At 68.9% G+C, this 22,572-nt stretch carries 24 protein-coding genes; 15 read left to right on the top strand and 9 right to left on the bottom strand.

What is annotated here, in order from left to right:
• Positions 1-121: 121 nt before the first annotated feature.
• The 7 genes from MBA17_RS47480 to MBA17_RS47455 all read left to right on the top strand — a co-directional run bounded on the left by MBA17_RS47480 (position 122) and on the right by MBA17_RS47455 (position 5,318).
• Positions 122-1,327, top strand: a complete 1,206-nt coding sequence (locus MBA17_RS47480; RefSeq protein WP_238505502.1) for a CaiB/BaiF CoA transferase family protein — start codon at positions 122-124, stop codon at positions 1,325-1,327.
• Positions 1,324-2,100 carry an enoyl-CoA hydratase/isomerase family protein gene (locus tag MBA17_RS47475; RefSeq protein WP_238505501.1) on the top strand — a complete coding sequence of 259 codons (777 nt, stop codon included), beginning with the start codon at positions 1,324-1,326 and terminating at the stop codon, positions 2,098-2,100. Before MBA17_RS47480 ends, MBA17_RS47475 begins: the two co-directional genes overlap by 4 nt.
• An 85-nt stretch (positions 2,101-2,185) precedes the next feature.
• Positions 2,186-3,241, top strand: coding sequence for a zinc-binding dehydrogenase (locus MBA17_RS47470; RefSeq protein ID WP_238505500.1), 1,056 nt, complete (start codon positions 2,186-2,188; stop codon positions 3,239-3,241).
• A complete protein-coding gene (locus tag MBA17_RS50115) occupies positions 3,225-3,488 on the top strand; it encodes an SH3-like domain-containing protein (RefSeq protein ID WP_274387035.1) in 264 nt (87 codons plus the stop codon). Before MBA17_RS47470 ends, MBA17_RS50115 begins: the two co-directional genes overlap by 17 nt.
• Positions 3,485-3,775 (top strand): SH3-like domain-containing protein, encoded by a 291-nt coding sequence (locus tag MBA17_RS50110; RefSeq protein WP_274387034.1) that lies wholly within the window; start codon positions 3,485-3,487, stop codon positions 3,773-3,775. The genes MBA17_RS50115 and MBA17_RS50110 overlap by 4 nt, the downstream gene beginning before the upstream one ends.
• Entirely contained in the window at positions 3,772-4,398 is a 627-nt protein-coding gene (locus MBA17_RS47460) for a nitrile hydratase subunit alpha (protein ID WP_238505499.1), read from the top strand. Before MBA17_RS50110 ends, MBA17_RS47460 begins: the two co-directional genes overlap by 4 nt.
• Before the next feature lie 50 nt (positions 4,399-4,448).
• The gene (locus MBA17_RS47455) at positions 4,449-5,318 is read left to right on the top strand and encodes a carbon-nitrogen hydrolase family protein (RefSeq protein WP_238505498.1); all 870 of its coding nucleotides are present in this window, start codon (positions 4,449-4,451) and stop codon (positions 5,316-5,318) included.
• Positions 5,319-5,397: 79 nt separating this feature from the next.
• Here the strand turns inward: MBA17_RS47455 and MBA17_RS47450 are convergent, their stop codons facing one another.
• The gene (locus MBA17_RS47450) at positions 5,398-6,633 is read right to left on the bottom strand and encodes an MFS transporter (RefSeq protein ID WP_238505497.1); all 1,236 of its coding nucleotides are present in this window, start codon (positions 6,631-6,633) and stop codon (positions 5,398-5,400) included.
• A gap of 423 nt (positions 6,634-7,056) precedes the next feature.
• Here MBA17_RS47450 and MBA17_RS50105 point away from each other — a divergent pair, with 423 nt between their 5' ends.
• From MBA17_RS50105 to MBA17_RS47440, 3 genes are all read left to right on the top strand, one after another.
• On the top strand, positions 7,057-7,188 hold the full coding sequence (locus tag MBA17_RS50105) for an Ig-like domain-containing protein (protein ID WP_274387051.1): 132 nt from the start codon (positions 7,057-7,059) through the stop codon (positions 7,186-7,188).
• 469 nt (positions 7,189-7,657) lie between these two features.
• A complete protein-coding gene (locus MBA17_RS47445) occupies positions 7,658-7,891 on the top strand; it encodes a hypothetical protein (RefSeq protein ID WP_238505496.1) in 234 nt (77 codons plus the stop codon).
• 466 nt (positions 7,892-8,357) lie between these two features.
• A complete protein-coding gene (locus MBA17_RS47440; protein WP_238505495.1) occupies positions 8,358-10,268 on the top strand; it encodes an exo-alpha-sialidase in 1,911 nt (636 codons plus the stop codon).
• Between the two features lie 126 nt (positions 10,269-10,394).
• Here the strand turns inward: MBA17_RS47440 and MBA17_RS47435 are convergent, their stop codons facing one another.
• Complete coding sequence (locus tag MBA17_RS47435) at positions 10,395-11,351, bottom strand: dihydrodipicolinate synthase family protein (protein ID WP_238505494.1); 957 nt, start codon at positions 11,349-11,351, stop codon at positions 10,395-10,397.
• Positions 11,352-11,510: 159 nt separating this feature from the next.
• On the opposite strand from MBA17_RS47435, the gene MBA17_RS47430 reads away from it, so the two are divergent.
• The 3 genes from MBA17_RS47430 to MBA17_RS47420 all read left to right on the top strand — a co-directional run bounded on the left by MBA17_RS47430 (position 11,511) and on the right by MBA17_RS47420 (position 14,220).
• Complete coding sequence (locus MBA17_RS47430; protein ID WP_238505493.1) at positions 11,511-12,200, top strand: FadR/GntR family transcriptional regulator; 690 nt, start codon at positions 11,511-11,513, stop codon at positions 12,198-12,200.
• A 251-nt stretch (positions 12,201-12,451) separates the two neighbouring features.
• A complete protein-coding gene (locus MBA17_RS47425) occupies positions 12,452-12,964 on the top strand; it encodes an RNA polymerase sigma factor (RefSeq protein ID WP_238505492.1) in 513 nt (170 codons plus the stop codon).
• Positions 12,961-14,220 (top strand): hypothetical protein, encoded by a 1,260-nt coding sequence (locus MBA17_RS47420; RefSeq protein ID WP_238505491.1) that lies wholly within the window; start codon positions 12,961-12,963, stop codon positions 14,218-14,220. The genes MBA17_RS47425 and MBA17_RS47420 overlap by 4 nt, the downstream gene beginning before the upstream one ends.
• A 197-nt stretch (positions 14,221-14,417) precedes the next feature.
• Here the strand turns inward: MBA17_RS47420 and MBA17_RS47415 are convergent, their stop codons facing one another.
• From MBA17_RS47415 to MBA17_RS47395, 5 genes are read right to left on the bottom strand one after another with little or no spacing between them, the layout of a single operon-like run.
• A complete protein-coding gene (locus MBA17_RS47415) occupies positions 14,418-15,491 on the bottom strand; it encodes an adenosine deaminase family protein (protein WP_238505490.1) in 1,074 nt (357 codons plus the stop codon).
• On the bottom strand, positions 15,488-16,540 hold the full coding sequence (locus MBA17_RS47410) for an ABC transporter substrate-binding protein (RefSeq protein WP_238505489.1): 1,053 nt from the start codon (positions 16,538-16,540) through the stop codon (positions 15,488-15,490). The genes MBA17_RS47415 and MBA17_RS47410 overlap by 4 nt, the downstream gene beginning before the upstream one ends.
• Before the next feature lie 13 nt (positions 16,541-16,553).
• Positions 16,554-17,531: an ABC transporter ATP-binding protein gene (locus tag MBA17_RS47405; RefSeq protein WP_238505488.1), complete on the bottom strand. Its 978-nt coding sequence runs from the start codon at positions 17,529-17,531 to the stop codon at positions 16,554-16,556.
• Complete coding sequence (locus tag MBA17_RS47400; protein ID WP_238505487.1) at positions 17,528-18,319, bottom strand: ABC transporter permease; 792 nt, start codon at positions 18,317-18,319, stop codon at positions 17,528-17,530. The genes MBA17_RS47405 and MBA17_RS47400 overlap by 4 nt, the downstream gene beginning before the upstream one ends.
• Positions 18,316-19,107, bottom strand: coding sequence for an ABC transporter permease (locus MBA17_RS47395; RefSeq protein ID WP_238505486.1), 792 nt, complete (start codon positions 19,105-19,107; stop codon positions 18,316-18,318). Before MBA17_RS47395 ends, MBA17_RS47400 begins: the two co-directional genes overlap by 4 nt.
• Positions 19,108-19,271: 164 nt before the next feature.
• Between MBA17_RS47395 and MBA17_RS47390 the strand changes: the two genes are divergently transcribed.
• Positions 19,272-20,213, top strand: coding sequence for a LacI family DNA-binding transcriptional regulator (locus tag MBA17_RS47390; RefSeq protein WP_238505485.1), 942 nt, complete (start codon positions 19,272-19,274; stop codon positions 20,211-20,213).
• A 164-nt stretch (positions 20,214-20,377) separates the two neighbouring features.
• Here the strand turns inward: MBA17_RS47390 and MBA17_RS50880 are convergent, their stop codons facing one another.
• Positions 20,378-20,626 (bottom strand): substrate-binding domain-containing protein, encoded by a 249-nt coding sequence (locus MBA17_RS50880; protein ID WP_455432988.1) that lies wholly within the window; start codon positions 20,624-20,626, stop codon positions 20,378-20,380.
• A 137-nt stretch (positions 20,627-20,763) separates the two neighbouring features.
• On the opposite strand from MBA17_RS50880, the gene MBA17_RS47385 reads away from it, so the two are divergent.
• Positions 20,764-22,047 carry a family 43 glycosylhydrolase gene (locus tag MBA17_RS47385; RefSeq protein WP_238505484.1) on the top strand — a complete coding sequence of 428 codons (1,284 nt, stop codon included), beginning with the start codon at positions 20,764-20,766 and terminating at the stop codon, positions 22,045-22,047.
• Between the two features lie 210 nt (positions 22,048-22,257).
• Here MBA17_RS47385 and MBA17_RS47375 read toward each other — a convergent pair.
• Positions 22,258-22,572, bottom strand: a 315-nt coding sequence (locus MBA17_RS47375) for a thioredoxin-like domain-containing protein (RefSeq protein ID WP_238505483.1), incomplete at its 5' end; no start/stop codon positions are given.

The following is a 22,572-nucleotide window of genomic DNA, read 5'->3' as shown; positions in this document are numbered from 1 at the left end:
CCTTGACGGTCCGGGGGGGTTCCGTTGCATACTTGGACCGCATTCTAGACCATCGGACCGCATAGCGGTCCACTCGGGCTCACAGGATCCGCGAAGCCCGCCACTGAGAGAGAGGCCACCTGTGAAGCCACTGCTGGACGGTGTCCGCGTCCTTGACCTCACCCGAGCGCTCGCCGGTCCGCTCTGCACGGCGCTGCTCGCCGATCTCGGCGCCGACGTCGTCAAGGTCGAGTCCATCGGAGGCGGCGACCCCGCCCGGAACTGGCCGCCGTTCGACGAGGACACCAGCCTCTACTTCGCCGCCGTCAACCGCGGGAAGCGGAGCCTGGCCCTCGATCTGCGCACCGACGAGGGGCTGGCACTGCTGCACCGCCTCATCGCCCGTTCGGACGTGGTCGTGGAGAACTTCCGCCCCGGCGTCTTCGAGACCATCGTCGACCCGGCCGAGCTGAGAGAACGACACCCAGAGCTGATCCTGATGAGCATCAGCGGCTACGGACCGGTAGGCCCCGAACGTACGACGCCGGGGCTGGACCAGATCGCCCAGGGCATGTCCGGGCTGATGTCCCTCACCGGAGCGGGCGAGCAGACGCCGATGCGCATGGGCGTGCCGATCGTCGACGCCCTGGCCGGCATCTATGCCGCGCTGGGAATCGCGGCGGGGCTGGCGTCCCGGCGCGCGAACGGGTCCGGGCAGCACGTCCAGACGTCCCTGCTGGAGGCCGCGATCTCGGTCACGGTCTTCCAGGCGCAGCGGTTCCTCAGTCTGGGCGAGGTCGCGGAACCGACGGGCAACGACCATCCGACCATCACGCCCTACGGCATGTTCCGGACGGCCGACGCGCCGATCAACATCGCGGTCGGGTCGGAGGCCGGCTGGGCGAACCTGTGCGAGGCGCTGGGCGAACCGGAGCTGGCCCGGCGCCCGCAGTACCTCACCAGCCGGAACCGGTTGCGCCTGCGCGAGGACGTCAACCAGGACATCGAGCGGCTACTCTCCGGGCGCGGGGCGGCGGAGTGGATACCGCTCATCCGGGCCGCGGGCGTGCCGTGCGGGCCGATCCACACCATGGACCAGGTCTTCGCCGATCCTCAGGTCCGCGCGCTGGGCATGGTGCAGACCGTGGTGGACGGCGACGGCAAACCGGTTCCCCTCACCCGTGGGCCGTTCTGGGTGGACGGCACGGCCACGCCCGTCAAGCACGCCCCTCCCCGCACGGTGGGCCAGAACACCGAAGAGATCCTGCTCGAGATCGGCCTGACGCCCGAGGACGTGGCCGGCCTGCGGGCCGGCCGGGTCGTCGGCTGCGGAGAAGTGGCGGGGTGACGCCGGTGCCCGCGATCTCCCCGCACATAGCCGTCGGTGTCGCCGCCGGAGTGGCGACCATCACCATGGTGAACCCCGCGCACCGCAACGCGCTGACGTCCTCGATGCTGCGGCAGCTGACGAGCTCGGTTCGCGAGCTGGCCCAGGATGGCGCGGTCTCCGTGCTCGTCCTCACCGGGGAAGGCGACTTCTGCGCGGGAATGGACCTGTCCGAGTGGCCGCGCGCCGACCAGGACGAGCGGTACGGCGAGGAGTTCACCGCCGCCGAAGAGGTGCTGGCCGCGTTCCCGAAGCCGACCATCGCCGCCATCGACGGCTACTGCCTGGGAGGTGGCGCGCAGCTGGCCATCGCCTGCGACCTGCGGGTGGCCGCCGAGGGCTCGCGCATCGCCATCACCCCCGCCAAGATCGGCCTGGTCTACCCGGCGAGCTCAGTCGACCGGCTCGTCCGCGCGGTGGGGCCCGCGGTCGCCAGATACCTGCTCTTCACGGCCGAATTCGTCGACGCGGCGACGGGACTGCGCATGGGACTGGTGAGCGAGGTCGTCATGGCCGGCGAGCTGACGTCGCGCACCCGGCGGCTCGCGGACACCGTCGCGACCCGCTCGCCGATCAGCCTGCTCGCCGCCAAGCAGATGATCGACGCCGCGGCGTGCGGCGGGGTCGGCCCCGGCCTCGCCGAGTACTGGGCGACGGCGCCGAACATCGACCTCGCGGAAGGCGTCGCGGCCTTCCGAGATCGCCGCAGCCCGCGGTTCACCACCCGGTCGTGACACCCGGCAGCGGGGCTTCCGATGCAACCGATCATTTCGTAAATTGGAAAGACAAACCGGACAAATCCGGCGGAAAGGAGAGCGGGTGCGCGCTCTGGTGACGGCGAGCGAAAACTCGGCCTGGGTTCTGGCGGATCGGCCGGAACCGGCCTGCGGTCCGGCGGACGTCCTGGTGGAGGTGCGGGCCGCCGGTCTCAACCGGGGCGATCTGCTCATGCGCGCGGGCAAGTACCTTCCCACCAGCGCCAGCTGGAACGTTCCGTTCGACCGGGTCGGCTTCGACATGGCCGGTACGGTCCGTGCCGTCGGCCCGGAGGTACACGGTGTGGAGGGCGGCCAGGCGGTGATGGCGATGGCCGGCGGCGCGTGCGCGGACCTGCTCGCCGTCGACCACCGCATCCTGCTGCCGGTCCCCGCCGGGCTGGGCTGGGCACGGGCCGCCGCGCTGCCCAGCGCGCTGGCGACCGAGTACGACGCGCTGGCGATCCGGGGCCGGATGCGGGTGGGCGACGTCGTGTTCGTGACCGGCGGCACCACCGGGGCGGGTCTCGTCGGCGTCCAGCTCGCCCGGGCTCTCGGAGCGTCACTGGTACTCGCCACCACCCGATCCGCAGGCAAGGCGGCACAGCTGCGTGAGCTCGGGGTGGATCGGGTCATCGACACCTCTGCCGAGTCGCCGTCCGATGCCGTCAACGACGCCACCGGCGGGCACGGCTTCGACGTCATGCTCGATCACCTCGGCGGGAGCGTGCTGGAACGGTCGCTCGCGGCGGCGGCATCCGGCGCCCGGATCGTGCAGATCGGCCGCCTGGGCGGCGGGAGCACGACGGTGGATCTGGACATCCTGGCGAGTCGCCGGCTGGAGCTCATCGGCACCACGTTCCGTGGCCGCCGGATGGACGAGTTGGCGAGGCTGACCGCAGAGCTACGGGAGAAGGTGCTCCCCCTGGTCACAGAGGGGGCGGTACGGCCCATCGTCGAGACCGTGTTCCCGCTGTCGCGCGCGGAGGAGGCCGCTACGCGGCTGAGCACGCAGAGCACCACCGGAAAGATCATCTTGACCGGCTTCGGCCGGGCAGGCACCGACCGGCATGTCGAGGCAACCGATCAAGGCAGGGGATTCAATGAGCCACATCAATGATGTCGGAGGCATGCGAGGTTTCGGCCCCGTCCAGTTCGGCGGTGACGACGACGAGCCGTTCCATTCCGTCTGGGAGGCCCAGTGCATGATGCTCATTCTCGCAATGGTGGACCGGGGTGTTTTCACCCTGGACGAATTTCGGCACGCGGTCGAGTCGCTTCCGCCTCAGCAGTACCTTTCCCTGCCCTATTACGAGCGCTGGCTGACTGCTCTTGAGGGCATTTTCGATCGGCATTGCCTGTCATGAGCGGGCGATCCGATGCTTTCGCGGTCGGGAATCGGGTCCGGGTGAAAGTGTCCAACTCCGCCGGGCACCACCGGGCTCCCCGGTACGTCCATGGCCGGTGCGGGCGCATCGAAAGCTACGTCGGCCGGTTCGGCCTTCCTGACGACCTGGCGGAGCCGGGCCGCCCGGTCCGCACGGACCGGCTGTTCACGGTGTGCTTCCGTGCCGAGGCCCTGTGGGGAGCGGACGGTCACCCGTCCGACTCCGTCTACGTCGATCTCTACTCGCTTTATCTGGAGCCCGCATGAGCGCAGAGCACTCGCCCGAGCACGGCCACAACAAGAACGCCACCTTGCAGGCACGCGTCAACCGGCTGCTGGAGATCGCCGAACGGCACGGCCTCACCACCCCGGCCGCCGTCGACGAGCGAGTCGACGCGTTTCTGTCGAAGACGTCTCCGGAGAACGGCTCCCGGGTGGTCGCGCGCGCCTGGCTCGACGCCGGATTCGCCGACCGGCTCCGGGATGACGCGACGACCGCCGTACAGGAACTCGGTTTCTCGGGCGGCCACCAGTCGGACATGCGCCTGCGGGCGGTCTTCAACTCGCCGACGCAGCACAACGTCATCGTGTGCACCCTGTGCTCCTGCTATCCGCTGACACTGATGGGCCCTCCGCCGCCCTGGTACAAGGCCGAGGCGTACCGGTCCCGTGTCGTGCACGATCCGCGCGGCGTGCTGGGCGAGTTCGGCCTGGACATCCCCGAGTCCGTCGAGGTCCGGGTGTGGGACTCCACCGCCGACGTGCGCTACATCGTCATCCCCGAACGTCCGATCGGCTCGGAAGGGCTGGACGAGGAGTCCTTGATGGCCTTGGTCACCCGGAACTGCCTGATCGGCACGGGGTTCCCCACGACCGGCCGGCGCCCTTGACCGCCCGGCACGCAGACGGCCCGGCTCGGTCGCCGGGCCGTACGAGGGTCATGCTCGTCCAGACCGCGGGCTGGGGTTCGCCCGCCTCCTTCGATGTCCAGGCGAATCTCGGCCTGTGCCTGGGCCTGCTGGACGGGGCGCTTGCCGAGCACCGGCCGGACATCGTGCTGCTGCCCGAGATGTTCGTTTCGCCGTATTTCTGTGGTTCGCGGGACGACAGCCATTTCGGGCTCGCCGAGCCGATCCCGGGGCCGACGACCGATCGGCTGGCCGGGTACGCGCGAGAGTACGACTGCCATATCTTCGCCCCTTTGTTCGAGCGCGCGGACACCGGCGAGTTCTACGACAGCTGCGCGCTCGTTGGACCGTCCGGGGACCTCGTCCCAGCTGATCTGTCAGAGGGAGGGACGCTCCCCGCGGCGCGGAAGATGCACATCCCGCGGATAGACGCGTACGGCGTGGCGACCGACGAGAAGCACTGGTTCCGCCCCGGGGAGGGCTTCACCACCTTCTCGACCAGGCATGGGCGCATCGCGGCCCTGATCTGCTACGACCGCTCGTTCCCCGAGTCCTGGCGGAGCGTCGTCCTCGCCGGCGCCGAGGCGGTGTTCATCCCCGTCGTCTCCTACGGCTACCGCGAGGAGTTGTTCCAGGCGGAGCTCAGGACCCGGGCGGCCGAGAGCGGCGTGTTCGCGTTCGCCTGCAACCGGGGCGGCCCGGAAACCGTCGGGAACCATGCCATGACCATGTTCGGCGGCTCTTGCGCAGTCGACCCCACCGGCCGTGTCATCGCCGAGGGCCCGCTGCGGCAGGGCCCCGCCGTCGTCGTCGCCGACGTCGATCTGGCCCTGGTCAAGGACGTTCGGTCAAGGGTGCCCTATCTGCGTGACCGGCGGCCGGACGTCTACCGGACCCGTTGACCCGTTCGTCGCCGGCCGGCGACGAACGGCACCACCCGCGTCTCCCGCCGGTGGTGCCGTGGACGTCGCGTGCCTTCGCTCAGGCGTTGAACTCCACGTCCCGGGTCTCCGGCAGGGCCAGGATGCAGGCCAGGCTGATCAGGCAGAGTATTCCGGTGTACACCCCCAGCACCACGGGTGTCTGCCAATGGGAGTTGAGCCAGGAGGCGACGAGCGGCGCCGACCCCCCGCCCAGCGTGTTGGCGAAGATGAACGTCGTCGACGCCCCGCTGTACCGGAGGCGGGTGGGGAACAACTCCGGCAGGTACGCGGCCATCGGTGCGAACATCAGCATGAACGCGCACAGCCCGACAACGAAGGCGCCAGTGATGAGTACTTCGTTGCGGGTCGACAACGCGCCGAACATCGGCACGGACCAGACGCTGGTCGCCACCGCTCCGCAGATCATCACCGGCCGGCGGCCGACACGGTCGGCCAGCCGGGCCGCCGGGATGGTGATCGCCGCGGCGGCCGCGGCACCGGCGCTGGCGGCGATCAGCATCGTGGTCTGCGAGATGCCGAGCGCCGCCGGTCCGTAGGACAGGCTGTAGACGATCGTCATGAAGTAGATCGCCGAACCGCCGGTGGCGGCGCCGATCCCCAGGACGACGCGTGCGGGGTAGGTGCGGATGAGCGTCCAGAAGGGGAAGCGCGGCGGAGCCTGCTCGCTGGACTTCTCGACGAAACGGGGCGACTCGTGCACCGTCGCCCGGACCCAGAGTCCGACGACGATGAGCACCAGGCTGAGCAGGAAGGGAACGCGCCACCCGTATTCACGGAAGCCGTCGGCTCCGACGATGCCGAGGGTCGGCAGGACGACCGCGCTCGACAGCAGGAACCCGGCGAGCGGCCCGATCTGCGGGATCGCGGCGAGGGCCGCCCGGCGGCGGGGCGGGGCGTGCTCGGCGACCAGCAGCACAGCGCCTCCCCACTCGCCGCCCATGCTCACCCCCTGGACGAGTCGCAGCACCACCAGGAGCACCGGGGCGAGTACGCCCACCGACTCGTAGGTCGGCAGCAGGCCGACACCCACCGTGGCGAAGCCCATGAGCAGCAGGGAAAAGAACAGGCCGGGTTTGCGCCCGTAGCGGTCGCCGATCGTGCTGAACAGCACCACGCCGACCGGGCGAGCCACGAACGCGGCCGTGAAGGACAGGAAAGAGGCGAGGGTCGACGACGCCGGGCTGCCCGTCGGGAAGAACGCCGGCCCGAACACCAGAGCGGCGGCGGTGCCGTACACGGCGAAGTCGTAGTACTCGATGGTGGTGCCCACCATGCTGGCGAAGGCGGTCTTTCGGGTAGTGCGATTAGTCTCAGTCGATCCGGATTCTGGATTCGCGGACACGTTCGTATTGGTCATCTGCCGACGCCTTCCGATGGGAGGAATGCCGCAGCGGATCCGAATATTAAGATCGGCTATCTCACCGCAGGGCGTATATCCTCCGGTTTGCGCAGTTGTTGGGCGATATTACGTTCAGGGTCGACTCGACGTCGGCCGAGCGTGCCGCACAACGGAACGTGGTTGATTCGGAAAGATCGATTTCTCAGATATCGGCACTGTTCTCCGCGATGCAGATACGAAATCATTGCGCAATCAGGCATCTTCATTCCATGTTTCGCTGGCCACTACGTCGGCACCCCCCGGCAACTCACCGGAGCGCGGCAACTGGTCAACGGCGGCGGCATCGCGGACCCGTCGATGCACCTCTGGCGGTTCGAGCTGTCCGCCGACCTCGCCGAGGGCGCGCACAGCGCCATGGTGACCGCGACCGACTCCCACGGCCGCCGATTCACCGACGTCCTGCAGTTCCGCGTCGCCGAGCGGCGGTAACGGATTCCCCACCCAGCCACGGGGCAGCCACCACACCGGAGGCTGCCCCGACGAACGATGAAGCCGCCGGTCCGCGCGCGAGCCCGGCCCCCTCGATCCCCGCACGGGCTGCCCGGCCGGCTCGCCTTCGCCGGCGATGAACTCATCACGCCGGCCCGTGGCGTACGGCGAGGCGACCCACCGCGGTAGGTGGTCAGCTCTTGGGAGTAGCCCGGGAGGCGGGACCCCTCCATGCGTAGTTGACGTCCTTTTCCTGCTCGGCGACCTGGTTCGTCTCGTCGTAGGACGTGGCGTCCGCCTGGCAGGCCGTTTTCCGCCGAGTCCGTCGTGTCTCACGTGCCGATCTTCTCTAGCCCAACCGGTGGCTTCCGCCGCACGCAGTCGGACGGCAACCGTCGCTTAACCAGACCGTCTGACCCTGAAGGTGACAAGGCGACAAGCCTGCTGCAGATCGACCCAGGGAGACCTCGTGGAGAAGAAGACGATTCGGTTGGCGACGGTGGCCGCGACGGCCGTCATCGGAGTGATCACCGGCGCGGGGATGGCGAGTGCCGCGGCCTCGCCCACGACGGTGAGCGTGGACCTGGCCGAGGTCAATGCGAACGACGGCTCCGTGCTGGCTCAGGCCATCAGCAGGGCGACCTCCGAAGCGGGGGCCGCCGGCCCGCTCACGACGTTCAGCAGCGTCGCGCCGCGTCTCTGACGGATCTGGTGAGAGCGATGCCCGCCATCGCTCTCACCCCTTCCACCGTCTTCAAAAGAGGCCCCATGCCGCCCGTCCCGATCGTCCTGTCGGCACGTCCCGGCTCACGGGAGCCGGCGCGGACAGCAGCCACCCGATCGGCCCAGTCCACCTTCTGACGGGCGACCTGGCGAAGCGGCACCCCCACCTCATGCCGCAGCACCAAGATCTCCATCTCCTCGGCGGCAGCACCGCGAGCGAGCATGACGAGCCAACCGGACACCCGGACCGCCGGCAGATAGCACGACAGCTGGGCCTAGAAGACCAGGTCAACTGCCCTGCACCGGTTCTGGCACCGGACGCGCTGTTACAAGCCGGCAACACATTCGCCCTCCAGCGAACATTCTACGTTCACCATCTGTTTAACATCCTACGTTGGACGTAGGATGTCCTCTCATTACCTTCTCCTGTCTGGAAGGACGAGGACATGCACGATGGTTATCCCCCGGAGGGCCGTACCGGGCGCTCCCTGCGCCGCTGGATGTGCGCCGTGATGGTGCTCGCCGGCTTACTCGTCAGCGCGTTCGGCGCGCCGGCGGCCGCGGCGCCGGCGGAGACCTTCGAGGCCGGCGACACCGCACCGTTCGTGGACGAGCAGGTGCTCTACAAGCAGGGCGACTTCGGATACGGCTGCTTCCGGATCCCCGCCGTGGTGCGGGCCACGAACGGCATGCTCCTGGCATTCGCCGAGGGGCGGGTGAAGGACTGCGGCGACGACGAGGACATCGACCTCGTGCTGCGCCGTTCCGCCGACGGCGGGCTGACCTGGGGACCACTGCAGGTGATCTCGGAGGGCAACGGCACGACCCACGGCAACCCGGTGCCGATCGTTGACGAACGTACCGGGCGAGTCGTGCTGGTGAGCACCCACAACGGTGCGGAGCCGTGCCCGAACGGCTGTGACCGCGACCCCTGGGTGCAGTCCAGTGACGACCACGGGGCGACCTGGTCGGCCGCCAGGGAGATGACTGAGGGCAAGCGTCCGGAGTGGAACTTCTGGTACGCCACCGGCCCGATGCACGGCATCCAGCTCAAGCTCGGCCCGCACGCCGGCCGGCTGGTCGTCGGGGCGAGTTTCGAAGGCTGGGACCGGGTCGGCAAGCACGTCTACGGCACGCACCTGCTCTACAGCGACGACAGCGGGGTGACCTGGAACATCGGCGCCGAGACGTCCCGCGACGACGGCACGGTCATCGCCCAGGAGGTCACCGTCGTCGAGCTCACCGACGGGCGGATCTACGCCTCGGCCCGCGAGCGCGGCACCGACGAGGGCAGCCGGGCGTACGCGACCAGCAGCGACAGCGGCGCGACGTGGGACGCGCCGTTCCGCACCATGCCGGCGCTGGCGACGACCGACATCCAGGCGTCGCTGCTGCGGTTCAGCGAAGAGCGCCTCCTCTTCTCCGCGCCGATGCACCCGGGCGCCCGGGAAGCGATGGGGATCCGGTCGTCCTCCGACGAGGGAAGCCGCTTCGAGACCTGGGACGAGGGCAAGGTCTTCTACTGGGGGCCGTCGGCGTACTCGGACATGGTGCGTCTGGACGGCGACGAGGCGGCCCTGATGTACGAGGCCGGCACCGTCACGCCGTACGAGCAGATCCGGTTCGCGCGGTTCAACGAGGCGTACCTGGAAACGCCGAACAGCGCCCCGCCCGGCATCCCCGGACCCCCGGCGCCCGGCCCGACGACGCCGGACCAGTCGCCGCACCGCAACCAGGCGTATGTCCGCGGTGGTGCGCAGACCACCGACGGGCGGTTCGGCGACGGGCTGGCCCTGGACCGGGTGGACGACCGGGTGGAGGTGGCGTTCAACGACTCCATCGACCTCGGCGCGAAGGACTTCACGCTGACCTCCTGGATCCGGTACTCGGACCGGGCCGGCGCGCACTCGATCCTCTGGTTCCACCGGGTGGACCGGGGCACCAACCCGCCGGCGCTGTGGCTGCGGGCCGAACCGGCCAGCAACCGCATCCGGGCGACCCTCTCCGTCGACCGGTTCGACGTGACCGTACAGTCGCCGAGCGCGTACAACGACGGGCAGTGGCACTTCGTGGCGCTCCAGCGGGTACATGGTGAGCTCCGGCTCCTGGTGGACGGCGTACAGGTCTCGTCGGCTGCGGCGCCGGCCGGTTCGCTGACCCTCGGCAAGGAGTTCGGGCTCGAGGGGATGCACATCGGACAGCGGCTGGACGGTGCGGACCGCTTCCGCGGGACGCTGGACGAGGTACGCGTCTACCGGCGCGCCCTCACCGGCACCGAACTGGACCTGATCCGACGGTCGAACCTCCCGATCGGCGGTCAGCTCGGGCTGCGGCTGCCGTTCGATCACGTCAGCTGAAGGGACACGAACCGCTTGGCGATGGCGCTCGCAGGACCCCGGCGGGCGTCATCGCCACGCCTTGACGGCATCCGGATGCCGATCATGGATAACAGCGAAGGACGTCCTACGTCCTGTGGGTGCCCGCTACGCCCCGGGGAAGAGCTCGGGCAGTTGTGCCCGGGCCAGCGGCCTGAGCCGTACGGCGAGCGAGGCGTCGACCGAGTCGTACGGCCACCGGACTCGAGTGCCGATGTCGGCCCAGTCGCCGAGGTGGGCCAGGAACTTGTCCAGCGCGGCGTTGGCGTACCCGCCGCGCTGGAGCGGCTGGACATGCGCGGCGAAGAACTCGCGGATCCGTTGCTCCACATCGAGCGCGGCATCGGGTTGCGCGACCATCATCCGCTGCCATGCCATGGCGCCGGCCGGGCTGAGGGCGGCGATATTCGAGTAGGAGCCGGCGGCACCGTGTCGCCGTCCGGTCGCCAGGTCGTGGCCGGCGACGAAGACGGCGAGGCCGGCCGCGTGGCGCTCCATCTCCGCGTACCACCGCGCGTCACCGCCGGCCACCTTGATCCCGATGACCGCGGGAACCTCGCGGCGGATCACCGGATACAGGTCGGCCGGCACCTGCGTCTTGGCGTGCGGCGGGTTGTACAGCACGAGCGGCACCGGGTCGGCGACGGCCGCGACGCGGGCCAGGAAGCGCACCACCTCGCCGCGCGACAGCGGCGACCAGTCCGGCAGCGTCACCTGGATCGCACCGGGCCGGAGCGCCCGCGCGCGGGCCACCCGGGCCAGGCAGGTCTGCGCGCTCATGTGGCCGGCACCGATCTGGAACGGCAGCCGATGCCGTTCGCACTGCTCGGCCAGCAGCGCGTTGACGCGGTCGTACTCGTCCTCGCCGAGCGTGTGGAACTCGCCCGCGGTGCCGTGCGCGTACAGGCCGTCGAGCCCCACGGCGCCGAGCACGTCCAGCGCCGCCTCAAGGCGTGCCCAGTCGATCGACTCGTCGTCCCGGATGGGCAGCAGGACCGTACCCCAGGTGCCGCCAAGCGTCCCAGACGTCAATGTCTCCACGACGCCCCGCCATCCGATCGACACACATAGGACATCCTATGTCTTGGAACGAGCGGCGAACAAGCCGCGTCCGTCCAGTGGCCCATCCGTGTCGTCGGCATAGAATTTCCTGCCCCGCCTGGCCTTCCGGGACCGAGAGGTGGGAAGTTTTGACACAAGGTCTTCGACGAGCCTGGAGGCAGCATGCCCACGCGTGACGGCGCGTCGCTTCAGGAGCGCATCGTCGCCCTGATCCACGAGCGCGGACTGGCCCCCGGGTCACCGATGCCGACCGAAGTGCAGTTGATGGATCTGCTCGGGGTGAGCCGCAACAGCGTCCGCGAGGCCGTGCGGGCCCTGCGGGCGTTGGGCATCGTCGAGATCCGGCACGGACATGGGACGTTCGTCGGGCACGCGTCGCTCGACGTACTGACCCCGTCGCTCGCCTTCCAGGTGCGTTCGGGGCCGGGCGGCGGGATCCGCGCGCTGCACGATCTGGTCGAGGTCCGCGAACTGCTCGAAACCGGGCTGATCAGCCAGGTGGCCCAGAGCACCAGCGCCCCCCGGCTCGCCGCGTTGGACGCCCTGGTCACTGGCATGGATCGGGACCGGGAAGCCGATCGGGCGTTCCACGCGCTGCTGTACGAGTCGTGCGGCAACGAGCTGGTGCTGCAGCTGATCGGCCTGTTCTGGGACGTCTACCACGAGGTCGAGCCGACGCTCGGCCCGCCGGAGGAGCGGACCGCGGAGATCGTCGTCAACCACCGCCGGATCGTGGCGGCGCTTCGCGCCCGGGACGCCGAGGCCGCCCGGGAGGCGATGCGGCTGCACTTCCACGACGTCAAGGCACGCATCGCGCGGGCGGCGGCCCGGCCGGTACCCACGCCGACCTGACCGCGGCGTGTTCGTGGCGCCGCCCGTCTGATCCTTCCCTGGAGGACATCATGCGTCTGCCACGTGTCAGAGCCAGGGCCTGCGCCGCAGCGGCGTCGTCGAAGGTGAATCGATCCTGCTCTTCCCGGAAGCCGACGATCGCGCCGAACGGCCCGCTGCGACACAAAGCGGCGTACCTGCAACGATAGAAGTGCCGGTGAGCTTTTCCGGGACGCCGGTAATCCAGATGGGCCCTCGGAACAGTTCTAAGCGTGGACGATCCCGAAGAACGATTCACCAACCTCTATGACCGGCACTATCGGAACGTGCTGGGTTATGCCCTGCTGCGTGCCGAGTCGGCCCTGGCGGAGGACTTGGTCAGCGAGACGTTCCTGGTCGCCTGGCGGCGTTTGGACGATCTACCCGAGCCACCGTTGCCGTGGTTGCTCGGCGTCACCAGGAACCTGCTGCGCAATCAGCGCGTCAAGCGGTTCCACAGTGACGAACTGGTCGTCCGGCTCGCCCAGCTGAGCACGTTCGTCGAAGGAGACGTCGCCGAGCGCGTGGCGAACCGGCAGGAGGCGCTTGCCGTACTCGCCGGCCTGCGGGAGCAGGACGTCGAGGCGGTCGTCCTGGCCAGTTGGTACGGCCTCACGCCCGCGGAGGCGGCGGAGGTCGTGGGCTGCTCGGCCCGCACGTACAACGTCCGGCTCCACCGCGCACGCCGCCGGCTCGCGGACGTGCTCCGGCCCCACCCCCCGCTGACCTTCCAGGAACAGGCATGAACGACAACGACTCGGTGAACGAAGTGATCGCCACGCTGCGTCCCGACACACTCACCGAGGACGCGCATCGGCGGCGGCGCTCGGCGGATCTCGCCCGCGCATTCCAGACGCCCCGCGTCCCTCAGCACACCCGGAGGATCTTCATGTCCCAGCGTCGCCCCCTCTATCTGATCGCAGGTATGGCCGTGGCGGGGCTCGCCGCCGCCGCGATCATCGTCCCCCAGGTCGTCTCAGGCGGCTCCTCGCCGAGCGCGGTCACCGCCAGCGGCGCGAGTTCGAGCGTTTCCGACGGCGTGACCTCCGGAAACGTCGAGATCTCCACCGGCACGAAGATCGGAAACACCCGGACCATTCTGCTGGCCGCGGCCAAGGTGGCCGCCGAGGAGCCGGCCGGCTCCGGCAACGTCTGGTACTCCCGGGTGCGCACCGCCCAGTTGGTCCGTGTGGCCCCGGGCGAGTACGCGGCCGAGATCAAGAAGCTGCACAAGGAGCAGGAAGCCAAGAAGGAGGAGCTGAAGGGCAAGCCCGACGAGCTCAATGCCGCCATGAAGGAGTTCGACAAGAAGATTTATCAGCTGAAGACCACGCGACTGCCGTACGCCGCGAGCCTTTCGGAGACGACGGACACCTGGCGCTCGCTCAATGGCACGGACGGTCGCCGGGTGCCCAACCAGGACGTGAAGGTCTCGTTCGCGACTCCGGCCGACGAGGCGAACTGGAAGCGGGCCGGTTCGCCGCGCCTGTCCGACGACGCCTCCGGCCGCATTGAAGAAGACCTGCCCAACAGCGTTGTGTCGATCGCCAACCCCAGCCTGACCTGGTCGAACCTCTCGGAGCTGCCGACCGACAAGCAGGGGCTCAAGACCAGGCTGGAGAGCCTGTACGCCAAGAGTTCCGCCAAGGATGACAAGAAGCTCGCCGACTACATGTGGCAGACGGGCGCCGATCTGCTGACCGCGCCGATCACGCCGGGAACCCGGGCCGCTCTTTATCAGGTGCTGGCCGACTCGGCGTCCGGGCTGAAGTCGCAGACGGGAGTGACCGACGCGCTCGGCCGTACCGGGGTGGCCCTCGACACGACCGGACCGGACGACGCCGGCGAGCCCGGCAGGATCACCTACCGTCTGATCTTCGACCCCAAGACCGGCAAGGGGCTGGAACTCGACGTCCTCGAGGCTGGGACTGCCACGCCGCTGCTGCAGCAGACCTTCGAGACCACCGGCTATGTCGATGACCTGGGGGACACTCCGAAGTAGTGAGCGCGGCATGATCGTGGAGACCTCGGGCGGGGTCTCCACGATTCACGCGTCTCCGACCGCCGCTCCCGCCCACCACGGCGTGTCCGGCCAGACCTGGGCCCAGGTGCGCGAGCACTACGACGACGACCGGATCGCCGCACTGGTCTCCCTGGTGGCCAAGGCCAACGCGGCCAACCGGCTCGGCGGCATGCCGGTCACTCCATGTTCGCGAGTTCGCTTTCGAAGCGCTTGCGCAGCGCGTCCTTCTCAGGCTCCGGCAGCCAACACGCCTCCACCCCGGCCAGCGCCATCGCACGCAACCGCTCATCCGGTACGGCGAGCTGGTCGGAGAGGATCCGATACTCGTTCGCCAGCGACGTCGGGAACATCCCCGGGTCGTCGGAAGCGGGAATGACGTTGAGCCCGGCCTCGAGCATCGCCGCGATCGACGCCCTCCGCCACGGCCGCCACGACCGCCGCGAGGTGGTCGAGATGACGGTGAACGGGATCTGCTCGTCCCTGACCCTGGCGACGACCTCGTCGTCCTCGAGTACGAAGTAGCCGTGGTCGATCCGGTCGCACCCGAGCGTGTCGAGGCAGGTGATCGTGTTGACGGCGACGGGCGCGTGCTCGGAGGAGTGAGCGGTACGGCGGAGCCCGGCCTCACCGGCGAGCCGGAAGGCGGCCTCGAACCGCTCGGGCGGCCCGGCGGTCTCCAGGTTGTCCAGCCCGATCCCCGCCACGTAGTCGTGCGGGTCGTCCACAACCGTGCGTACCCAGGAGAGCGCCTCCTCGCCCGACGTGCTCCGGTCGATGGCCGCGATGAGCCTGCCCGACATGCCGAAGTCGCGTTCCGCCATCCTGATGCCCTCGGCGTACGCCTCGATCACCGTGGCGTAGCCGAGTTTCTCCTGATGTTCGGTCAGCGCGTCGAAGGAGAGCTCGAGATGCCTGGTCGCGCTGGTCCGGTGGGCGGCCTCGAACGCCTCATAGGTGATCCTGGTGAGATCGTCGGCGTCGCGCAGGACCTGGACGACCCACGAGGACACCTGGAACAGCGAGTAGGAGACCTCGGGCTCGTCCGCGCTCCTGCCCTGCGGAACCGGGATCCGGGTGTTCAGGTAGAGCGCCGGGTCCGGCGGAAGCGAGTTCACATCCGCGTAGATCCGCTCGGGTGTGTCGGGCAGGTCGAGCCCCTCCCGCCTGGCCAGTTCGGCGAAGGTCGAGGCGCGCACGGTGCCGATGAGGTGGCAGTGCAGATCGACCTTGGGCATCAGGTCAAGATTCACTTGCCGGCCACCTCGCGGGTGAAGCGGTCGACCCAGGTGGTGCGGGTGTCGACGAGTTGGGCGGGGTCGAGCGTCTTGAACCCGGCGGCCACGGGGTCCTTCGCCGCCTCGCCCGTCACCTTGGCGATGTCGGCCGGGATCTCGGCCTTCGGATTCGTGGGCAGGTCACCGGCGGCCTTCGCCATGGCACTCTGCGCCTCGACCGACAGCATGTAGTCGATGAACTTCGCCGCTCCCTGCTGGTTGCGCGCGCCCTTGGGGATCATCGCCCGGTTGGTGGCCATGTAGCGGCCCTTGGCGGGAGCCGTCCAGGCGATCGGCTCGCCCGAGGTGACGAGCTTGGTGGCGAAGCCGCTCAGCGCGTCGGCAGCGACGATCTCGCCTTGGGTCAGCAGGTTCGTGACCTCGGTCGAGGAGTTGTAGAACTGCAGGACGTTCGGCGCCCAGCCGGCCAGGGTCTTCAACGAGGTGTCGATGTCGTAGGGGCCCTTGCCGTACGACTCACCCACTCCCGAAATCACGAGTTGTCCGGCGGTCACCGAAATATCGGGAAGCGCGACCTTCCCCTTGTGCGCCGCGCTCGCGAACAGCTCCCAGTCGGCGGCCTGCTTCTGGCTGAGCTTGTCGGTGTTGTAGATGATCCCGTTGAGCTGGTGCGTGTAGGCCGGCCCGTCGTAGGCGCCCTCGGTCGCGAACGGCGCGAGCTCCTTGATGGTGGGCACGTCGACCTTTTGGAAGAGGCCGTCCTTCTGCCCGAGTGCGGCGAAGTAATCGGAGATCAGCACCACGTCCGCCTCCGGCTCACCCTTGGCGAGCTTCAGCTTCGACAGTCGGTCGGCGTTGGACCCGGTGTCCAGCTCGACCTTGATCCCCGTCTGCTTGGTGAACGGAGCGACGACCGCCTGCTCGAACTCCTTCACACCGAAAGGGAAGGTGCTGACGACGATGGTGTCCTGATCGGCCTGTTTGTCACCGGAGCCGGAGCCGGCACATCCGGCTGCGGCGAGCACTGTCAGAGCAGCGGCCAGTACGGCACGGCGCGTGAGCATGGGGTTCCTTCTTTCAGCGGGGCAGGGAGACCAGATGGTCGTCCGGCGCGATCACCGTGACGCCCGATCCGGGTGTCAGGGTCGCGCCGCTGCGTACGTCGGCGAGCAGCCTGACGGTCGCGCCCGACGGGTCGACCACGTCGAGCGAGACCAGCAGGTCGACGCCGCGAAAGGCCACGTCGACCACCGTTGCGTCAAGGCCGTGACCTTTCTCCACGATGTGCAGGTGCTCGGGGCGGATGGTCAGAGGAGTGCCGTCGGCCGCGGTGAGGAAGTTCTCGTAGCCGAGGAACTCGGCGACGAAGCGGTCGGCCGGGCGGGGGAAGACCTGCTGAGGAGAGCCCTGCTGCACGATCCTGCCCTCGTTCATGATGACCATCGCGTCGGACATCTCCAGCGCCTCGTCCTGGTCATGGGTGACGAGGATGACGGTCAGCTTGGTCTCCGCCTGAATGCGCCTGAGCTCGGCCCGCATCTGGACGCGCAGGCGGGCGTCGAGGTTGGACAGCGGCTCGTCGAGCAGCAGAAGCTTGGGCCTGATCGCGATCGCCCTGGCCAGTGCCACCCGCTGCTGCTGCCCGCCGGAGAGCTTTTTCGGCTTGCGGTCGGCCAGGTGCGCGAGCCCGACGAGCTCGAGCGTCTCCATGACCCGCAACCGTCTTTCCGCGGATGGCACCTTGCGCAGCTTGAGCCCGTAACCGACGTTGTCGGCCACCGTCATATGCGGGAACAACGCGTACGACTGGAAGACCATCCCCAGATTCCGCTTCTCCGGCGGCGTGCGCGTGCTGTCGATCCCGGCGATGCGGATCGTCCCCGATGTCGGTGCCGAGTAGCCCGCGATCATCCTGAGCGTGGTGGTCTTGCCGCAGCCGCTCGGGCCCAGCAGCGTCGTCAGCTTCCCTGACGGCACGGCGAGGTCGATCTCATCGACGGCGGTGAAGGAGCCGAACCTCTGGGTGACTCCGATCAACTCGGCGGCGGCGGTCATTGATTGATCCCTCCGAAGATCTTGGCGAATCCGACCGTGCGCTCGGCGATCACCGCGATGACCACGGTGGCGGCCAGGATGAGGGTGGAAGCGGCGGCGACCATCGGGTCATACGACTGCTGCACGTAGTCGAGCATCGTCACCGGCAGCGTCCGGAAGTCGCGTCCCTGCAGCAGCAGCGACAGCGGCACGTTGTTGACGGACGTGACCATGCTGAGCAGCCCGGCAGAGAAGATTCCCGGACGCAGGACGGGCAACGTCACGGTGAAGAACGCGCGCAGCGGCGAGGCACCGAGACCCCGGGCGGCCTCCTCCAGCGCGGGGTCGGCCAGCGCGAGCGAGGCACCGGTCACGCGCACCGCGTAGGGCAGCATCAGCGCCGTGTGCCCGACCAGCAGGGTGCTGAAGTTGTCCAGGTCCATGCCGATCATCAGCTGCTGGTACAGCGCGAGGCCGACGACCAGCTCAGGGACGATGAGCGGCGACAGGAACAACCCCTCGACCAAGCCCTTACCAGGGAGTTTTCCACGGTGGATGGCGAGCGTGACAGGCACGCCGACCAGCAGCGCGAGCGCGGTGGCGAGTACGGCGAGCCCCAGGCTGGAGATCGCGGCCTCGATGAACGGCTCGTAGCCGAGCGCCTCGTCGAACCAGCGCAGCGAGATCCCTTCGGGCGGGAACCTCAGGGTGCTTCCGGCCGTGAAGGCGGTGGCGACCACGAAGATGATCGGCACGATCATGATGACGTAGCCGATGACCGCGAGCGCCGCTGTGATCGGCCGCTTCATGAGGTGGCCCCCTTCCGCCCGATCAGCGAGGAGAGCCCGGAGATCAGGAAGACCAGGACCGTCATGATGAGCGCCGTCGCCGAGGCGGAGGCCCAGTCGACCGTGGTGCTCGCGTAGTTGAAGAGCTGCGTGGAGAGCATCCGCTGGCTGGACCCGCCGAGCAGATAGGGCGTCGTGTAGGCGGTGACCGACCCTGCGAAGACCAGGGTGGCGGCCACCACGATGCCCGGCATGGTCAGCGGGATGACGATGCTCCACATCGTGCGGATCCTGCTCCCGCCGAGTCCGCGCGAGGCGTCGTCCAGGCCAGGATCGACCTGCGCGACGGCCGAGTAGCAGGAGATGATCGCCAGCGGGAGGAACAGCTGGGTGAGGCCGAGGATGATCGCCAGCTTGGTGTAGAGCAGCTGTGGCGCCACCTCGACGATGCCGAGCTGGACGAGCAGTTGGCCGAGCGCGCCCTTGGAGCCGAGAATCACTAGCCAGCCGAACGTACGCACCACGTTGCTCAGCATCAATGGGAAGATCGCCACTGCCAGGAAGACTCCGCTCCAGCGTGACGGCGAGCGGGCGAGCCAGTAGGCGATGGGAAAGCCGAGGACGACGCAGATGATCGTGACAGCCAGAGCCAGCCCGACCGTGCGCCCGATCACCTCCAGGTCGTAGGGATCCGTGAGCATCTCGCCCAGGCGTGCGAAGATCTCGCTGGCCGGCACGTCCGGCGGCGCGAAGAGCATCGCGGCGGAGGGGATGAGGAAACCCGCGACGAGAAGGACGAGACCAGGCACCAGTAGAAAGGCCGATTTGCGGGAGATGTCGGCGTCCTTTCTCGGTGGCGTACGCTTTGATGGAACCGGTTGCGGAACCGGTTCCAGGAGCCTGACCATAGATTATGAGAGGCCTCGCGCACAAACCCCGTTGTGAATTCCCTGTAACGACTCAAGGAGAATCAGTGCCGACACTCGCGGACGTCGCCGCGCTGGCCGGGGTTTCCAAGGCGACGGCCTCCCGCGCCCTGGGCCGGCCGGACCTGGCCGCCCCGGAAACGGTGGCCCGCGTCCGCGCAGCCGCTGAGCAGCTCGGATTCGTCCCCAACCGGGCAGCCACCCAGCTGGCCCGCGGGAAGGCCGGGGTGGTCGCGGTCGTGGTGCCCACGCTCGACAACACCTTCTTCAACCCGATCATCGGCGGTGCCCAGGCGCGCGCGGCCGACTCGGGCATGCAGCTGACCATCGCGGTGCACTCTCTGGAGCACGCAGCCCAGCTCGCCGCGGTCGAGCAACTTGCGCACCAGGTCGACGGCTTCCTGCTTGCCGCGCCCCGAGGTTCGGACGAGATCGTCCGCGCCGCCTCGTCGTTCAAGCCGACCGTGCTCATCGATCGCGAGATCGAGGGCATGACCTCGGCGGTCGCCGACACGGCCACCGCCTTCGGCGCGCTCGTCACCTGGTTCGTCGAGAAGGGCCACGAGCGCATCGTCTACATCGGCGGCCCGGCGGGCTCCTGGCAGGATCGCCAGCGCCAGTCGGCCATCCGCGCCGCGGCCGAGTCGAGCGGCGCGACGCTGACCATGCTCGGCCCCTACCCCTCGACGTTCGCCGCCGGGGTCGAGACGGCGGAGGCCGTGGTGGCCGCCCGCGCCACCGCCGTAGTCCCCTACGCGACCTCGATCGGCCTTGGCCTCATGTTCGCCCTGCTGCGCCGCGGAATCCGCGAGGTCGTGGTCAGCTCGGAGCGCATGGTCGTCGAGAGTCTCGGCCTGGACGACGTCCCCTCGATCGACGTGGACGGCGAAAAGCTCGGCGAGGTGGCCATGGACCAGCTCATGACCCTCCTCGGCGAGCGCAGGGAGCCACCACCCACCAGACGCCGCCTCACCGTCCCGATCAGCTAGGCGGATCGTCTTTTCCGGCCGGTGCGGAGGCGGTGGAAGCGCGGCAGACCATGGATACGGGACGATGACATCCTTCGGCGATGCGCTTCTGGACGCGATGCGATCGAGGAGGAGGCGGCGGACGGCGGCCGCTCCGGCGTCGAAGAACGGCATGCGGACGGTCGTCAGCGGCGGGATGGTTCACAGCCGACGACAGAGCGGTCACCAGGGATCGGACGCCCTAGCTCGTGCAGCGCGTTGAGCACGCCGACCGCCATGAGGTCGCTCTGCGCGTAGATCGCGGTGATGCCGGGGGCCCGGTCGAGCAGCCGGTGCCGGCCCGCGAGCGATGGACAGGTCTCCTTGGGTCCAGGACGACGGATTTCTTCCGGCTTATTGACGTAAATCAGCAGACTTCGGCAGACTCTCCACATGCTGCACATCGGCGGCCCTTTCGCGCAGCTATGGCACCAGGGGCTCGTCCTCGGCCTGCCACGCGACAACCGGCCGCTGGGCAGAGGGCTGATGTGAGAGGACATGACCGATGACTGATGCCGGAAACGAGTCGCACGTGAACCGTAGGTTCGTGCTGGCCGGGGCCGCCGGCGTGCTGGGGGCGGCGGCGCTGCCCGCGAGCGCGGAGGCCGCTTCGTTGCGGAGACACCCGTCCAACTGGCCCGACCCCGAGCCCTACGGCCTCGCCGACACCCGCCTGGACCTGTGGCCGCGCGCGGACAACTCCTTCATCCTCCCGCTCGAGCAGCGCCCCCGCGACAAGGAGCTCGGCCGGGTCTGGATGCGGGACACCTACGTGAACTGCTTCGTCGTCAACGGCCGCCCGGTCTACGTAGCCACGGGCACCACCCGCCCGGCCGGCCTCGCCGGGCCGGGCCCGTGGAACGACGGCATCTTCGTATGGGTGTCCTCGTCCCTGCAGGGGCCGTGGAGGCTGGCGGACACCACACGTATCCGGCCCGGCGCCGAGAAGGGCAAGGTGTGGTCGCCCGAGTTCGCCGGTGAGAACCGGCCAGGACGCGTGGTGGTCGCCCCGTGGCAGGAGTACTGGAACGACGAGCAGTTCGGCAAGCGGGGCAACGCCTGGGCCCCGGAGGTGCACCACTTCCGCGGCAAGTGGTACATCGCGGCGTGCATGGGCGACCACTCCCAGAAGGTCGGCTCGTTTCTGCTCGTGAGCGAGGGCGGGGTCGAGGGGCCGTACCGGCTCGTGGAGGGCAACCACGACAAGCCCTTCGGCGACTCCTTCATCGGCGGGCCCGCCTTCATCAAGCCCGGCGCGTACCACCACATCGACGGCAGCCTTTACACCGAGGGCGACGACGCGTGGCTGGTGCTGCACAACCACCTGTACGCCAAGTTCAGGGACGACATGGAGGACATCGTCCCGGTGACCGGTCTCCCGGCGTTCCGGCAGACGCCCTACGCGCCCGAGCCGTACCTCGAAGGCGCGTACGTGTTCAAACACGGCGGCAAGTACTACCTCCTGCACGCCGCCTGGAACCGGAGCTCGGCCAACCCCGACGGCAGCACCCGCTACGCCTACGACCCGCCTGCCGCCGGCCGCGTGCAGTACCACTACGACGCGGTCGTCGCCGTCTCCGACCGCTTCGAGGGGCCGTATTCCGAACGGTGGACCATGGGCGTCGGCGCCGGCCACAACAACATCTTCAAGGACCACAGCGGCCGGCTCTGGGCGACGTTCTTCCGCAACCCGCGCTTCGGCTACTGGGCCGACCCCTCACGCAGCGCCGAGGCCGCCGTGCCCGGTGTCGTCCGGCTGGAATGGACCGGCCCGCAGGGCCGCCGCCTGTACGTCCAGCGCCGCGACCACGGCTGACGATCCGGGGCTCAACCGGTGACCAGCGTGAGCCCGAAGGCCGACAGCGGCTCCCCGACCGGCTGGAAGTAAGTGGTGCCTCTGGCGGCGCAGTTGCCGGTGCCGCCGGAGGTCAGGATGCCGCTCGGCGTCCAGCCGGGAGGACGTAGACCGCCATCAATCCCAGGGCCGCGCGCAGGGCGACCCCCGCAGCCGCCTTCGCCGTTCCGATCATGCGCTGACCGTGGCGGGCAACACGGGATCGTTGTCGGTGACCCTGCCATCCGCACCGATCACGAAGAGGGCCGGATAACCGGCGACCTGGAAAGCGCTCTGAATAGCGGCCTGAGGCGCCTCGACCACGACACGCGCCACCTCAGCAAGGCGTTCCACGTCGGCGACGGCCTCATCATCACTGTGGGTGACGACGACAGCGAGCACCGCAGCCGAGGTGTGGCGGGCATGGTCGATGAAACGCGGCATCAGCTCCGTACAGGGCTGGCAGGACGGAGAGAAGAAGCCGATCAGGGCAGGCCCTTCGAGCAG

The organism is Dolomitihabitans soli (genome assembly GCF_022213955.1).
In the GTDB taxonomy this organism is placed as follows: domain Bacteria; phylum Actinomycetota; class Actinomycetes; order Streptosporangiales; family Streptosporangiaceae; genus Streptosporangium_A; species Streptosporangium_A soli.
The sequence above is the reverse complement of the archived record's forward strand: the minus strand, read 5'-3'. Positions and strand labels throughout refer to the sequence as shown.